10 protein-coding genes, 4 tRNA genes, 3 rRNA genes and 1 pseudogene are annotated in these 15634 nt (G+C 45.7%); 4 read left to right on the top strand and 14 right to left on the bottom strand.

Features of this window, described 5'->3' with window-relative positions:
- Positions 1–4 precede the first annotated feature (4 nt).
- From rplK to ATG66_RS00685, 8 genes are all read right to left on the bottom strand, one after another.
- Positions 5–433 carry a 50S ribosomal protein L11 gene (gene rplK, locus ATG66_RS00725; RefSeq protein WP_005440554.1) on the bottom strand — a complete coding sequence of 143 codons (429 nt, stop codon included), beginning with the start codon at positions 431–433 and terminating at the stop codon, positions 5–7.
- Between the two features lie 165 nt (positions 434–598).
- Positions 599–1147, bottom strand: a complete 549-nt coding sequence (gene nusG, locus ATG66_RS00720; RefSeq protein WP_098413514.1) for a transcription termination/antitermination protein NusG — start codon at positions 1145–1147, stop codon at positions 599–601.
- A gap of 13 nt (positions 1148–1160) precedes the next feature.
- Positions 1161–1541, bottom strand: coding sequence for a preprotein translocase subunit SecE (secE, locus tag ATG66_RS00715; RefSeq protein WP_098413513.1), 381 nt, complete (start codon positions 1539–1541; stop codon positions 1161–1163).
- Positions 1542–1808: 267 nt separating this feature from the next.
- A complete protein-coding gene (tuf, locus tag ATG66_RS00705) occupies positions 1809–2993 on the bottom strand; it encodes an elongation factor Tu (RefSeq protein ID WP_098413512.1) in 1185 nt (394 codons plus the stop codon).
- Between the two features lie 102 nt (positions 2994–3095).
- A tRNA-Thr gene (locus ATG66_RS00700) sits at positions 3096–3171 on the bottom strand.
- A 13-nt stretch (positions 3172–3184) separates the two neighbouring features.
- Positions 3185–3259 (bottom strand) — tRNA-Gly (locus ATG66_RS00695).
- 35 nt (positions 3260–3294) lie between these two features.
- Positions 3295–3379 (bottom strand) — tRNA-Tyr (locus ATG66_RS00690).
- Positions 3380–3415: 36 nt separating this feature from the next.
- Positions 3416–3491 (bottom strand) — tRNA-Thr (locus ATG66_RS00685).
- A gap of 205 nt (positions 3492–3696) precedes the next feature.
- Between ATG66_RS00685 and coaA the strand changes: the two genes are divergently transcribed.
- The gene (gene coaA / locus ATG66_RS00680; protein ID WP_098413511.1) at positions 3697–4620 is read left to right on the top strand and encodes a type I pantothenate kinase; all 924 of its coding nucleotides are present in this window, start codon (positions 3697–3699) and stop codon (positions 4618–4620) included.
- Positions 4621–4626: 6 nt separating this feature from the next.
- Here the strand turns inward: coaA and birA are convergent, their stop codons facing one another.
- Both birA and murB read right to left on the bottom strand, forming a co-directional pair.
- Positions 4627–5592: a bifunctional biotin--[acetyl-CoA-carboxylase] ligase/biotin operon repressor BirA gene (gene birA / locus ATG66_RS00675; RefSeq protein ID WP_098413510.1), complete on the bottom strand. Its 966-nt coding sequence runs from the start codon at positions 5590–5592 to the stop codon at positions 4627–4629.
- Positions 5589–6632 carry a UDP-N-acetylmuramate dehydrogenase gene (gene murB, locus ATG66_RS00670; RefSeq protein WP_098413509.1) on the bottom strand — a complete coding sequence of 348 codons (1044 nt, stop codon included), beginning with the start codon at positions 6630–6632 and terminating at the stop codon, positions 5589–5591. The genes birA and murB overlap by 4 nt, the downstream gene beginning before the upstream one ends.
- 101 nt (positions 6633–6733) lie before the next feature.
- On the opposite strand from murB, the gene ATG66_RS00665 reads away from it, so the two are divergent.
- The 3 genes from ATG66_RS00665 to ATG66_RS00655 all read left to right on the top strand — a co-directional run bounded on the left by ATG66_RS00665 (position 6734) and on the right by ATG66_RS00655 (position 9454).
- Complete coding sequence (locus ATG66_RS00665; protein ID WP_179885602.1) at positions 6734–7165, top strand: GNAT family N-acetyltransferase; 432 nt, start codon at positions 6734–6736, stop codon at positions 7163–7165.
- Between the two features lie 71 nt (positions 7166–7236).
- Positions 7237–8577: a CDP-diacylglycerol--serine O-phosphatidyltransferase gene (pssA, locus tag ATG66_RS00660; RefSeq protein ID WP_098413507.1), complete on the top strand. Its 1341-nt coding sequence runs from the start codon at positions 7237–7239 to the stop codon at positions 8575–8577.
- A 364-nt stretch (positions 8578–8941) separates the two neighbouring features.
- Positions 8942–9454: a hypothetical protein gene (locus ATG66_RS00655; RefSeq protein WP_098413506.1), complete on the top strand. Its 513-nt coding sequence runs from the start codon at positions 8942–8944 to the stop codon at positions 9452–9454.
- A 126-nt stretch (positions 9455–9580) separates the two neighbouring features.
- Here ATG66_RS00655 and ATG66_RS00650 read toward each other — a convergent pair.
- From ATG66_RS00650 to ATG66_RS00635, 4 genes and pseudogenes are all read right to left on the bottom strand, one after another.
- Positions 9581–10486 (bottom strand): annotated as a pseudogene (locus ATG66_RS00650) (IS982 family transposase).
- A gap of 176 nt (positions 10487–10662) precedes the next feature.
- Positions 10663–10779: ribosomal RNA gene (rrf, locus tag ATG66_RS00645) — 5S ribosomal RNA — on the bottom strand.
- Between the two features lie 114 nt (positions 10780–10893).
- Positions 10894–13783 (bottom strand): 23S ribosomal RNA (locus tag ATG66_RS00640).
- Positions 13784–14092: 309 nt separating this feature from the next.
- Positions 14093–15634 (bottom strand): 16S ribosomal RNA (locus ATG66_RS00635); the annotation flags it as partial.

The raw sequence follows: 15634 nt of genomic DNA, 5'->3' as shown, positions 1-15634 counted from the left end.
CTTATTAACCCTCTACCACTAGGCCCATTGAACGAGCAGTACCCGCAATTGAACGCTTCATTGCTTCGATATCAGCACCAGTCATATCAGCAGCTTTAGTTTCTGCGATTTCTTGGATTTGAGCGTCAGTTACCGTACCCACTTTTTCAGTGTTTGGACGACCAGAACCAGACTTAACGCCAGCCGCTTTCTTAAGAAGAACTGCTGCAGGTGGAGTCTTAGTTACGAACGTGAAAGAGCGGTCGCTGTATACAGTGATAACAACTGGGGTAGGAAGACCTTTCTCGATAGATTCTGTTTTTGCGTTGAACGCTTTACAGAATTCCATGATGTTAACACCGTGTTGACCTAGTGCAGGACCAACTGGTGGACTTGGGTTTGCAGCGCCAGCAGCAACCTGTAGCTTGATGTAAGCTTCAACTTTCTTAGCCATGATTATTCCTAATTTTGGGTACCAGCGCTAATCAACTGATCAGCTCCCCGTTTCAACAAAAGCTTTTCACTTCAAGAGAAGTAAAAAGGCGCGAAATTATAGTCATAATCCGCGCCTGATACAACCCTAAAAAGGTGATTTTTTATACTCTTTTAAGTAAGAGTATTAGTCCAGTTTTTCAACCTGACCAAATTCAAGCTCAACTGGTGTTGCACGACCAAAGATCGAAACAGACACTTTCAGGCGGCTCTTCTCGTAATCCACTTCTTCAACAGTACCGTTAAAGTCAGCAAATGGACCTTCGTTAACACGTACCACTTCACCCGCTTCGTACATAGTTCGTGGGCGAGGCGCTTCACTCGCTTTCTCAAGACGATTAAGAATCGCGTCAGCTTCTTTATCCGTGATCGGTGCAGGACGATCTGAGGTACCACCAATGAAGCCCATGACACGCGGCACACTACGTACTAAGTGCCATGATTCATCGTTCATAATCATCTGAACAAGGACGTAACCTGGGAAGAACTTACGCTCAGATTTGCGACGCTGACCCGCGCGCATTTCCACTACCTCTTCAGTAGGAACCAGTACTTCACCGAATAGTTCTTCCATGCCGTGCATTTTGATGTACTCACGCAGAGATTGAGCTACACGACCTTCAAATCCAGAGAAGGCTTGAACCACATACCAGCGTTTTTTTGGAGCTTCACTCATGAATAAAAACCCTCTATACCCCAGTTACTAGAGATACTAGACGAACCATAATTCCGTCAATACCCCATAGCACTAGAGCCATTACAATACTTACAGCTAAAACGATCAGTGTGGTTTGCATGGTTTCTTGGCGCGTAGGCCAAACAACTTTACGTACTTCCATACGTGATTCTTTTGCAAAACTGATCGCTGCTTTACCTTTAGTCGTTGTTGCTGCAACGCCTAAGGCAGCTGCAATAAGAACAACAACGCCTGCAGCACGAATGACTACAGACATTTCACCATACAGGTAATTACCCACAACAGCGGTAGCTGCTAATACGAAAGCGGCTACCCACTTAAACGTATCTGCTGCGTTTGAGCTATCAGGAGTTTCAGCATTATTTGCTTTCATAAAACCAACCTGTTACAAGTCTTAATATAGACGACGACGACCCCGCTGTTGCAGGGCAAACTCCATATCGCTGAAAAAATCAGCGTACACTTCTTAAGATTAAGCCTCTTTGCTTAATCTTGCTCTACACTCAACTCACTTCTGAACAAGAAAACAACAAAAATAATATTGAGTGCAGAAAAAGGGCATCAAATGATGCCCTTTTTGCTACTGGTTCGTCAAATCTAATTCAAGATTTTCCGAAAACATCTCCTAATTCGCTATGAATTAGTCAAAGATCTTAGCAACAACACCAGCACCTACTGTACGGCCACCTTCACGGATCGCGAAACGTAGACCTTCGTCCATTGCGATTGGTGCGATTAGCTCAACAGTCATTTGTACGTTGTCACCAGGCATTACCATTTCTACGCCTTCTGGTAGCTGGATGTCACCAGTTACGTCAGTTGTACGGAAGTAGAACTGTGGACGGTAGCCTTTGAAGAATGGAGTGTGACGACCACCTTCATCTTTAGACAGTACGTATACTTCTGATTCGAACTTAGTGTGTGGGGTGATTGAACCAGGCTTAGCCAGTACTTGACCACGCTCTACGTCGTCACGCTTAGTACCACGTAGAAGTGCACCAACGTTTTCACCAGCACGGCCTTCGTCTAGAAGCTTACGGAACATCTCTACACCAGTACATGTTGTAGTCGTTGTTTCCTTGATACCTACGATAGCAACTTCGTCACCAACTCTTAGGATACCACGCTCAATACGACCCGTTACTACTGTACCACGACCTTGAATTGAGAATACGTCTTCGATAGGCATTAGGAATGGCTGATCTACTGCACGCTCTGGCTCTGGGATGTAAGAGTCTAGTGCTTCAGCTAGTTCAACGATTTTCGCTTCCCACTGCTCTTCGCCGTTTAGTGCGCCTAGTGCAGAACCTTGGATAACTGGTAGGTCATCACCTGGGAAATCGTACTCAGATAGAAGTTCACGAACTTCCATTTCTACTAGCTCTAGTAGCTCTTCATCATCAACCATGTCACATTTGTTCATGAATACGATGATGTATGGGATACCAACCTGACGGCCTAGTAGGATGTGCTCACGAGTTTGTGGCATTGGGCCATCTGTCGCAGCAACAACTAGGATACCACCGTCCATCTGTGCAGCACCAGTGATCATGTTTTTAACGTAGTCAGCGTGTCCTGGACAGTCAACGTGTGCGTAGTGACGAGTTGGAGTGTCGTACTCAACGTGAGACGTTGCGATAGTGATACCGCGCTCACGCTCTTCTGGAGCGTTATCGATAGAAGCAAAGTCTTTTGCAACACCGCCGTACACTTTAGCTAGAGTAGTACAGATTGCAGCAGTTAGAGTTGTTTTACCGTGGTCAACGTGGCCGATAGTACCAACGTTAACGTGCGGTTTCGTACGTTCAAATTTTTCTTTAGACATGAGTGGTCCCTCTAGGTACGGATTTAGGTGGCCCAAATTGACCACGCAACCAAAAAATAATAATTGGTAAATCTAATATCAAAAGGAAATAAACTTGAGAGCTGGTGCTGATAGGCAGACTCGAACTGCCGACCTCATCCTTACCAAGGATGCGCTCTACCGCCTGAGCTATATCAGCACTCAAATTAGAGTGGAGCGGGCAGCGGGAATCGAACCCGCATCATCAGCTTGGAAGGCTGAGGTAATAGCCATTATACGATGCCCGCAACACGTAACTCTGAGAGCTATTTCCTAAAGAATATGGTGGAGGGGGACGGATTCGAACCATCGAAGGCAGTGCCGGCAGATTTACAGTCTGCTCCCTTTGGCCACTCGGGAACCCCTCCAAATTTTCAAGCCATTCAGACTACTAAAGGAAAGAATGGTGCCGACTACCGGAATCGAACTGGTGACCTACTGATTACAAGTCAGTTGCTCTACCTACTGAGCTAAGTCGGCATAAGTGGTGCGCATTCTATTGAATGATTTTCTAGGTTGCAATAGGTATTTAAAAAAAAATCACAAATTTCGATTTTTTAGATTCGTTTGCTGTAAATTCGTACAAACCACGCTTTTTTTAAAGTAAACTTCGACCTTTGTCGTTTGCTTTGAAGTGCGCTTGATGTATGTTCTTGTTCTACTAAACCAAGGATAAAAGAGACCCATGAGTCCATTTTTGTCATTTGACCGTGCAAATTGGGCAGAACTGAGAAACTCTGTACCAATGACACTTTCTGAGGACGACTTGACTGCGCTTCAGGGCATCAACGAAAATTTAACCATGGAGGAAGCGGTAGAAATCTACCTTCCTTTGTCTCGCCTATTGAATTTGTATGTACAAGCCCGCCAAAGTCGAAATTCAGTTTTACAGCAATTTTTGAATACCGAAGAGCACGCCCCTCCCTTTGTTATTGGTATTGCTGGGAGCGTCGCGGTCGGTAAAAGTACAACGGCGCGTATTCTCAAAGCGCTGCTTTCACGCTGGGAAAATCATCCGAAAGTGTCATTAGTCACAACGGATGGTTTTTTATATCCCAAAAAAGTACTCGAAGAGCGCGGGATTATGCATCGTAAAGGTTTCCCTGAATCCTACGATATCAAGCGTTTAGTGGAATTTATGTCCGACGTAAAAGCGGGAAAACCTGACCTTGAAGTGCCGACTTACTCTCATATTACGTATGATATTACTGACGAACTGAAGGCGGTAGATCGACCTGATGTGCTCATAATTGAAGGGTTGAATGTACTACAAAGCGGTATGGACTACCCACACGACCCCCATCGTGTATTTGTGTCTGATTTTTTAGACTTCTCGATTTACGTCGATGCAGAAACGGAGACTATTGAGCGGTGGTATGTGGAACGCTTTTTAAAGTTTCGCCAAGGGGCTTTTACTAAACCAGGCTCATATTTTAGTCACTATAAACAGCTGTCTGTCGAACAAGCGACGAACAAAGCGAAAGAAATTTGGCATAATATTAATGGGCTCAACTTAGAGCAGAACATTCTCCCTACCAGAGAAAGGGCTCATCTAATTTTACACAAAGGAATCAACCACTTGGTTGATTATGTATCGTTAAGAAAATAACGAGAGTTACTCCCCTTTACGTAATGAGATCTCTCCGCCAATGTAAGTCTCTACCCCTTGCTCGGTCTCTAGTACAATACCACCTTGATGGTCGATTCCTCTCACCACCCCATGAGCTTCTCTAGGACCGATTAATAGCTTAACTTGGCGATCAAGAAAATTATCTAATCGATTCCAGCGCTCCACAAAACCTGCTAACCCTTTCATCTCATAATCTACTAATGCTAGGTTCCAATGTTTGATTAAGCTGGCTGCAAGTGTATTTCTATCAATTTCTCGTGCACCACAAATTTGGTTTAGTGTCGTCCATGGTTGATCAATTTCAGGCTGAGTATCAGGCATTCCTATATTAAGCCCCATGCCAATCACTAGATGAGCAGCGCCGCCAGCTTGGCCTGACATTTCAACCAAGATCCCAGCAAGCTTTTTGTCTTGATAGTACAGATCATTGGGCCACTTAAGTTTAACGCCTTGTATACCCATTTCTTCTAGTGCTTCAACAGCCGCAATACCAATAACAAGGCTCAACCCCATGGCCGCTGCCATTCCTGCATCCAACCGCCAGTACATCGACAAGTATAAGTTAGAACCAAACGGTGAAACCCACTGACGACCACGGCGACCACGGCCGTGAGCTTGATATTCCGCCAAACAGACACGCCCTTTCTCAGATTGGCTGACTCTCTCGAGCAAGTACTGGTTAGTTGAGTCAATGACGGGAATCAGCTCAAGCAGCGCTGTTGATTCAGCAGAAAGCCTCACTTCATCCAAAAGTTGTAGCGGTGATGCGAGTTGGTAACCACGCCCCTGTACCCGGTAGATGTCGATGCCCCATTCACTCAAGCCTTTAACGTGCTTGGCAATCGCGGCTCTAGATACATTGAGCTCTTGGCCTAATGCCTCACCCGAGTGAAACTCTCCGTCGCTCAGTGACTGCAAAATATGTAGTTTCGCTGAGTGGTCTTTTCTCATTCTACCGCCTCAATCTGATTAAGGCTGGTTTCGCCAGTACGATTCATAAAGCGAACTTCATGTTCGAGTTCAATCTGATACTTGTCCCATACGCTTTTTTTCACCAAAGATGCCAATGCAACCACATCATTTGCACTACAGTTATCGACATTCGTCAGCACCAAAGCTTGCATTGGGTTAACTTGAGCACCATTCACAGACTTCCCTTTCAAACCGCACTGGTCGATAAGCCAGCCAGCTGCGACTTTCACTCCTCCGAGTGTAGGATAAGCCATCAAATTATCATGTTGCTTTAAAAGTCGTTCATAATGATCTTGCGTGATCACTGGGTTTTTGAAAAAACTTCCTGCGTTACCCACTTTGGCTGGATCTGGCAGTTTTTCCATACGCACTTGGCAAACACGCTCAAAGACAGAAGCAGGAGTCAATTGTTCATCCGGAATACTCTGTAGTGGACCGTATTGGTTAATGGCTTGCCATTGCTTGTCTAACTTAAGCCCTACCGCAGTGATAAAGCACTTGTCATGCAATGCGTGCTTGAAAATGGAATCGCGATAACCAAACTCACACGCATTTACACTCATTCTTCTGCTTTTGAATGTTGAAAGATCCAATATATCGACATAATCACAGATATCTTTTAGCTCCAATCCATAAGCACCAATATTTTGAATGGGAGCCGAACCAGCGCAACCCGGAATCAACGCCAAGTTCTCTATTCCGCCGATTCCATGCGCTACACACCAAGAAACTAACTCTGGCCAATCTTCACCACCGGCGATATGTAGTAAGTAATTCTCATCGGTTTCTGTCACCGTTTTGCCAATAAGTCGGTTAACGATCACAAGGCCCTCAAAATGTTCCGTGAACAGAACATTACTGCCTTTGCCTAGAAAAAGTTTTGGTAAGTTTTTAAACATAGCGCTTTGAAAAAGATGAATAACATCATCGACTGATTCAACGATGGCTAAGTAGGAACACGATTGTTCAATACCAAAAGTGTGATAAGCCTTAAGGCTAGCATTTTTTTTAATTTGCATAGTAGGTTTGCAACGCCAGATAAAATTCTCTTAAACTGGGGTTATTCTACATTAGTTATCTTTTAACCGCAGTGACAATGCCTAACTCATTAACCATAGAAGTGTTAAATCCTATCAAGCTTCCTCTTATTAAGAGGTTATACAAAGCTCATTATCCTTCAGGACGAGCTAAAAGAGATGAATTGATCCTTACTGCCAGCGATGAAAGTAAGATAGTGGCCCTACTGCGCCTGAAAACCGTCGAAAATTCCCGTTTATTGACGGGTATGTTGGTGCTCCCAGAGTTCAGAAGCACTGGAGCAGGAAGAGCGTTATTAAGGCATTGCGAAAACAAAGTTTTCAATGACGGCGACTATTGCTTTGCGTTTAAGTATTTGGAAGCCTATTATTCACAACACGGTTTTAAAACCATTGAGAGTTCTGAATTACCGAACTCACTCAAAATAGCCTTTCAACGCTATGTCGGTAGCGGCAAAGATCTCATTCCAATGCAATTCGTCCCATCTATGGCATCAAAGTGCGTGCTTTTGTAGCCAGAGAAATCATATCTTTGGTAAAATGGTAGGTTCGCAATATTGCACTAAATTAAGGTACTCATACCGATATGATAGTAAGTAGGAATCCATTCGAACAGTTGCCAAGTTTCGCCGTAAATCCTGAAGGCTTTGAGGTTCTGCATTCAGCAGAAGCATTCAGAACTCGTCTTTTGGATGCCATCAGCAAAGCAACGTCGCGAATTTACCTAGTCGCTCTATATCTGGAAGATGATGAAGCTGGACGTGAGATTCTCACCGCGCTTTACGAAGCAAAGCAACGCAATCCTGGGTTGGACATCAATATCTGTGTAGATTGGCATCGAGCTCAACGCGGTCTCATTGGTGCGGAAACATCAGAAGGCAACTCAGCGCTTTATAAAGCGTATGCCAAGAAGTACCAGCATTCGATTCCCGTATATGGGATCCCAGTTCGTGGACGAGAAGTCTTCGGAGTACTTCATTTAAAAGGCTTCATTGTCGACGACACAGTGATTTACAGCGGCGCGAGTCTGAACAATGTCTACCTTCAATATCACGGTCGTTATCGCTTTGACCGCTATCATGTCATCCAACATGCACCTTTAGCAGATTCAATGGCGCAATTTCTTCGTGATGAAATGATTGCCCACCCTGCGGTCAATGATCTCGCAGACCAAAACAAACCAGAGACAAAAGATATTAAGTCGGCAATTCGCCAATTACGCTCGTCGCTTACTCAAGCCAATTATCAATTTGAGCATGAGGCTGCAACGGAAGAAAATGTAAAAATCACGCCGCTAGTGGGCCTAGGAAAACGCCGTAACCTGTTAAACCAACAGATAGTAAAACTTCTGGCAGCCGCTAAAAACGAAATTTTCATTTGCACGCCATATTTTAATTTCCCTAAACCGCTTCATCGTGAAGTAAAACGAGCAATGAAACGTGGGGTTAAAGTGACCATCGTCGTTGGTGACAAAACTGCGAATGACTTTTATATTGCGCCAGAAGAAGACTTTAAAACCATAGGTGGTTTGCCTTATCTTTATGAAGTGAATCTACGCCGCTTCGCAAAAGCGAATGAAGCGAGTATTGCCGCGCGTAAATTGTCGATTCATTTATGGAAACACGACAACAACAGCTTCCATCTCAAAGGCATTTGGGTCGATAAGCGTTATATGCTGCTGACAGGTAATAACCTCAATCCAAGAGCTTGGTCGCTCGATCTAGAAAATGGTTTACTCATTCAAGATGATTACGCCAAACTGACTCATAAATTTGAAGACGAAGTCTCTCGCATTCTTGAGCACACTCACCTCGTATGCACCTACAAACAGCTCGAAAAATTAGAAAACTACCCTATCGACGTACAACGGCTGGTAAGAAAAATCACTCGCTTAAAGGCAGATGGCATTTTAAAGCGCATTCTGTAAGGCTCTGCTTAAGCCCAACCACCATTCTCGTGTTGGGCTTTTTTATTTGGATTAGTAAGCACAACATCAGAGAACGTTTACTTTCCTTCTTTACATCTTCGTTTATTAGCTCTCCACACATTTGCTTCTTCGTCATTTAATTTTTTTAATAAAATGTCGCATTGTTTTGTAATAGACACGTGTTCTTAAAACGAAGGAACTCTGAGCTTAGCTTATAAGGGGTGAATTGTTGCTTACCCTGTTCAAATCTTTCATTCACAAAGATATCTAGCCAAACTAACCTCTCGTTGCATCGTTACTCTATTAAAACCTCAATGATTTCCTCATTAATATCATTTAGCTAATTTCATTAATGGTACCAAATATGCGCACTAATACAGTATGCCTTATCGCTTTTACGCTCTCGATCGCTAGTCCTTTTCGTTTAGCAATCGCCAAACCGAATACAGATTTTTTTTGGGGAGCAGATGCAAGCCATTTAAAATATGACCAATTTATGGGAGACACCTCACCAAGGTATGTGGTTGGTTTTAAAACAAATGCGTCTAGCCGCTTTGAACTTTCATACCAAGAACCTCTTGTCGAACTAAACTACAAAAAGAGTTTTGTCGATTATCCGATTGATGGGTTTGTTCCTTTTATCACTGTTGGCTTTGGCGGAGGAACTGAGTCTTTCGATAATATCACCGGTAATATTTATAAACTTCAAAGCTATATTGGTGCCGATTATCGCTTAAACTCGCTTTTCGAATTAACTTCTGGGTTGGGCTTTGGAGTTGCCCGGTTAGAATTTCAAGATAATATTGGAAACGAAGTCACGGACAATGGCTTAACATTTCAAGCTTATGCCGGGCTAAGAGTATTTCCTTTTCAGTAAGACTTATACCAATCTAAAAGATAATATGATCGAATTAAGACTATTCAAAAGCAACAGTATTCGCTATGGATAGCCTTATGATATCAACTTCAAGAAGCTTGCGAGCTAACAAAACCTGAGTTCGGTTTAAGCTATTGCCATCAAGTCAGATTTTTCAGTGTTGGTAATGTTGAGTGATGGCTTTTCTGGTTTTAGACAATAAGCAATTAAGCCACCAAGCAAGTTCAACATAAACCGTGTAAGCTCCGATGACGAGAGTGTTCAATTTGAGATATGTTTTTCAATTGGTCATTTATGGTCTCGATCATGAAGCGTTTCGACAACATAGCTCTATCCCATGCAGCAAGAACTCTGGGCTTCATGTTTTTTCGATGAGCTGTTATTAGCGTAATGCCATCTTCTTTTAAATCTTCGGTGAGTGCTTTACTGATATAGCCTTTATCAGCGTAAAGCTTGTCGAGTAGACATTTAGATAACTCACGAACGGGCTTTCTATCATCGGTATTTGCTGGAGTGAGTTTGGCTGCAACAATATCACCAAGGTGGTTGGTAATAATGTGAAGTTTAAAGCCATAGAACCAGCCCATCGTACCTTTACCTCTTGCGGCCGTTCCTTTAAATACTTTGTGCCTTGGGATGCGCAAATTATGGCAAACCTTAATACTGGTAGAGTCAATAAACTCAATACCTGTTGGCTCTCCTTTTACATGAGTAAAAAAGGAGCTAGGGGGGAACAAGCACAGAAGGCATTAATTCAAGAAAGCGTGTGTAACTAAGTAATGTCGGGAATTCATTTTTATGGTATCGGTGGATGATACCAAAATAGAAATTCTTGAAATCACGTTGATATGTCATATGAAAAGCAATAATGATGGTCATTATTTCACTTTCAGACATACGTCCTTTACGGTTTCGCTTGCGCTCACCGCTCTCAATTTGAAGTTTTTGCCATTGGGGCAGAAAAGCCTGACAAAAATCGTCGACATGACAGAATAGGTCGGTTAACTTTTTCGTAGCTGGTTCCTTTGCGATGATTTCCTTCTTGGTCGAAGATCTGATCGAAGAACCAGCTTTTAGTTCCCGCCTATTTTTATCCCGAGCTCAGGTCAGGTATTAATTTCCAGATTCACTAAACGTAAAAAAGCCCGCTCTTTGAGCGGGCTTTTTTATTTCTGTTTTTACTTATAAAGGTAAAAACTAAATGTAAAGCCTGGCGATGTCCTACTCTCACATGGGGAAACCCCACACTACCATCGGCGCTATTTCGTTTCACTTCTGAGTTCGGCATGGAAGTCAGGTGGGGCCAAAACGCTATGGTCGCCAAGCAAATTCTTTTTAACTACCGCCAACGCAGTAATTAATAATCTGGAAAGCTGTTTCAGTTCTTAACACAATCAAGTTTTCTTGTATTGAGCCCATCAAAACCCCTTGGGTGTTGTATGGTTAAGCCTCACGGGCAATTAGTACAGGTTAGCTCAATGCCTCGCAGCACTTACACACCCTGCCTATCAACGTCGTAGTCTACGACAACCCTTTAGGATACTTAAAGTATCAGGGAGAACTCATCTCAAGGCTCGCTTCCCGCTTAGATGCTTTCAGCGGTTATCGATCCCGAACTTAGCTACCGGGCAATGCGTCTGGCGACACAACCCGAACACCAGAGGTTCGTCCACTCCGGTCCTCTCGTACTAGGAGCAGCCCCTTTCAATTCTCCAACGCCCACGGCAGATAGGGACCGAACTGTCTCACGACGTTCTAAACCCAGCTCGCGTACCACTTTAAATGGCGAACAGCCATACCCTTGGGACCGACTTCAGCCCCAGGATGTGATGAGCCGACATCGAGGTGCCAAACACCGCCGTCGATATGAACTCTTGGGCGGTATCAGCCTGTTATCCCCGGAGTACCTTTTATCCGTTGAGCGATGGCCCTTCCATTCAGAACCACCGGATCACTATGACCTGCTTTCGCACCTGCTCGAATTGTCATTCTCGCAGTCAAGCGGGCTTATGCCATTGCACTAACCACACGATGTCCAACCGTGTTTAGCCCACCTTCGTGCTCCTCCGTTACGCTTTGGGAGGAGACCGCCCCAGTCAAACTACCCACCAGGCACTGTCCTCACCCCCGATGAGGGGGCTAAGTTAGAACATCAACACTACAAGGGTGGTATTTCAAGGTTGCCTCCACACATACTGGCGTACGTGCTTCAAAGGCTCCCACCTATCCTACACATGTAGGGTCAATGTTCAGTGCCAAGCTGTAGTAAAGGTTCACGGGGTCTTTCCGTCTAGCCGCGGGTACACTGCATCTTCACAGCGATTTCAATTTCACTGAGTCTCGGGTGGAGACAGCGTGGCCATCATTACGCCATTCGTGCAGGTCGGAACTTACCCGACAAGGAATTTCGCTACCTTAGGACCGTTATAGTTACGGCCGCCGTTTACCGGGGCTTCGATCAAGAGCGTCGACCGAAGTCTAACCCCATCAATTAACCTTCCGGCACCGGGCAGGCGTCACACCGTATACGTCATCTTACGATTTTGCACAGTGCTGTGTTTTTAATAAACAGTTGCAGCCACCTGGTATCTGCGACTCCTAGTAGCTCCATCCGCAAGGGACTTCACCGCCAAGAGCGTACCTTCTCCCGAAGTTACGGTACCATTTTGCCTAGTTCCTTCACCCGAGTTCTCTCAAGCGCCTTGGTATTCTCTACCCGACCACCTGTGTCGGTTTGGGGTACGATTCCATCAAATCTGAAGCTTAGAGGCTTTTCCTGGAAGCATGGCATCAATGACTTCACATCCGTAGATGCTCGACGTCGTGTCTCAGCCTTAAAAAGAGCCGGATTTACCTAACTCTTCAGCCTACGCACTTGAACCTGGACAACCGTCGCCAGGCCCACCTAGCCTTCTCCGTCCCCCCATCGCAATTTGATTGAGTACGGGAATATTAACCCGTTTCCCATCGACTACGCCTTTCGGCCTCGCCTTAGGGGTCGACTCACCCTGCCCCGATTAACGTTGGACAGGAACCCTTGGTCTTCCGGCGTGGAGGTTTTTCACCCCCATTATCGTTACTCATGTCAGCATTCGCACTTCTGATACGTCCAGCGTGCCTTACGACACACCTTCAACCGCTTACAGAACGCTCCCCTACCCAATACTCAAAGAGTATTGCCGCAGCTTCGGTTTACTACTTAGCCCCGTTACATCTTCCGCGCAGGCCGACTCGACCAGTGAGCTATTACGCTTTCTTTAAATGATGGCTGCTTCTAAGCCAACATCCTGGCTGTCTGAGCCTTCCCACATCGTTTCCCACTTAGTAGTAATTTGGGACCTTAGCTGGCGGTCTGGGTTGTTTCCCTCTCCACGACGGACGTTAGCACCCGCCGTGTGTCTCCCGGATAGTACTTACTGGTATTCGGAGTTTGCAAAGGGTTGGTAAGTCGGGATGACCCCCTAGCCTTAACAGTGCTCTACCCCCAGTAGTATTCGTCCGAGGCGCTACCTAAATAGCTTTCGGGGAGAACCAGCTATCTCCAGGTTTGATTGGCCTTTCACCCCTAGCCACAAGTCATCCGCTAATTTTTCAACATTAGTCGGTTCGGTCCTCCAATTGATGTTACTCAATCTTCAACCTGCCCATGGCTAGATCACCTGGTTTCGGGTCTATATCCAGAGACTAAGTCGCGCAGTTAACACTCGCTTTCGCTACGGCTCCCCTAGATGGTTAACCTTGCCACTGAATATAAGTCGCTGACCCATTATACAAAAGGTACGCAGTCACACCACGAAGGTGCTCCTACTGCTTGTACGTACACGGTTTCAGGTTCTATTTCACTCCCCTCACAGGGGTTCTTTTCGCCTTTCCCTCACGGTACTGGTTCACTATCGGTCAGTCAGTAGTATTTAGCCTTGGAGGATGGTCCCCCCATATTCAGACAGGATATCACGTGTCCCGCCCTACTCGATTTCACTGCATATGCGTCGTCAGTTACGGGGCTATCACCCTGTATCGCCAAGCTTTCCAGCTTGTTCACCTGACGCCTATAAAGCTTAAGGGCTAGTCCAATTTCGCTCGCCGCTACTTTCGGAATCTCGGTTGATTTCTTTTCCTCGGGGTACTTAGATGTTTCAGTTCCCCCGGTTCGCCTCGCTACGCTATGTATTCACGCAGCGATACTTACTTATGTAAGTGGGTTTCCCCATTCGGAAATCCCAGACTCAAGTGGCTTTTACTGCCTAATCTGGGCTTATCGCAAGTTAATACGTCCTTCATCGCCTCTGACTGCCAAGGCATCCACCGTGTACGCTTAGTCACTTAACCATACAACCCGAAGGAGTTTCGAGTTGATGTTCAAATCACCAAAGTTGTCTCTCATTATTTGAATGAGCGAGAGACATTTCGATTTTGCCGGACTCAATTTCGAATAATCACTGCAATAGTGATATTCCCAAGAACACTTGAATGTGTTGTTTTGGTGTTTATCTTTACGATAAACATTGAGAACTTTACTTGATAACAACGTTGTTGTTATCAGTCAGCTTTCCAAATTGTTAAAGAGCAATTATAGCTCGAAGCTTTCGCTTCTAAACCATCAATCTGTGTGAACACTCATCGCAATAATCTTTCGTATAAGGAGGTGATCCAGCGCCAGGTTCCCCTAGCGCTACCTTGTTACGACTTCACCCCAGTCATGAACCACAAAGTGGTAAGCGTCCCCCCGAAGGTTAAACTACCTACTTCTTTTGCAGGCCCACTCCCATGGTGTGACGGGCGGTGTGTACAAGGCCGGGAACGTATTCACCGTGGCATTCTGATCCACGATTACTAGCGATTCCGACTTCATGGAGTCGAGTTGCAGACTCCAATCCGGACTACGACGCACTTTTTGGGATTCGCTCACCAATCGCTGGCTCGCCGCCCTCTGTATGCGCCATTGTAGCACGTGTGTAGCCCTACTCGTAAGGGCCATGATGACTTGACGTCGTCCCCACCTTCCTCCGGTTTATCACCGGCAGTCTCCCTGGAGTTCCCGACATTACTCGCTGGCAAACAAGGATAAGGGTTGCGCTCGTTGCGGGACTTAACCAACATTTCACAACACGAGCTGACGACAGCCATGCAGCACCTGTCTCAGAGCTCCCGAAGGCACACCAGAATCTCTTCCGGCTTCTCTGGATGTCAAGAGTAGGTAAGGTTCTTCGCGTTGCATCGAATTAAACCACATGCTCCACCGCTTGTGCGGCCCCCGTCAATTCATTTGAGTTTTAATCTTGCGACCGTACTCCCCAGGCGGTCTACTTAACGCGTTAGCTCCGAAAGCCACGGCTCAAGGCCACAACCTCCAAGTAGACATCGTTTACGGCGTGGACTACCAGGGTATCTAATCCTGTTTGCTCCCCACGCTTTCGCATCTGAGTGTCAGTATCTGTCCAGGGGCCGCCTTCGCCACTGGTATTCCTTCAGATCTCTACGCATTTCACCGCTACACCTGAAATTCTACCCCCCTCTACAGTACTCTAGTCTGCCAGTTTCAAATGCTATTCCGAGGTTGAGCCCCGGGCTTTCACATCTGACTTAACAAACCACCTGCATGCGCTTTACGCCCAGTAATTCCGATTAACGCTCGCACCCTCCGTATTACCGCGGCTGCTGGCACGGAGTTAGCCGGTGCTTCTTCTGTCGCTAACGTCAAAGAATACCGCTATTAACGATATCCCCTTCCTCACGACTGAAAGTACTTTACAACCCGAAGGCCTTCTTCATACACGCGGCATGGCTGCATCAGGCTTGCGCCCATTGTGCAATATTCCCCACTGCTGCCTCCCGTAGGAGTCTGGACCGTGTCTCAGTTCCAGTGTGGCTGATCATCCTCTCAGACCAGCTAGGGATCGTCGCCTTGGTGAGCTCTTAACCTCACCAACTAGCTAATCCCACCTAGGCATATCCCGACGCGGAGAGGCCCGAAGGTCCCCCTCTTTGGCCCGTAGGCACTTATGCGGTATTAGCCATCGTTTCCAATGGTTATCCCCCACATCAGGGCAATTTCCTAGGCATTACTCACCCGTCCGCCGCTCGACGCCCAACAAATCACCCGAAGGCTCAATGTTGTCGTTTCCGCTCGACTTGCATGTGTTAGGCCTGCCGCCAGCGTTCAATCTGAGCCATGATCAA

It is taken from the genome of Vibrio sp. ES.051 (assembly GCF_002563795.1).
In the GTDB taxonomy this organism is placed as follows: domain Bacteria; phylum Pseudomonadota; class Gammaproteobacteria; order Enterobacterales; family Vibrionaceae; genus Vibrio.
Note: the sequence above shows the minus strand (reverse complement) of the source record. Positions and strands in the feature narration are given on the sequence as shown.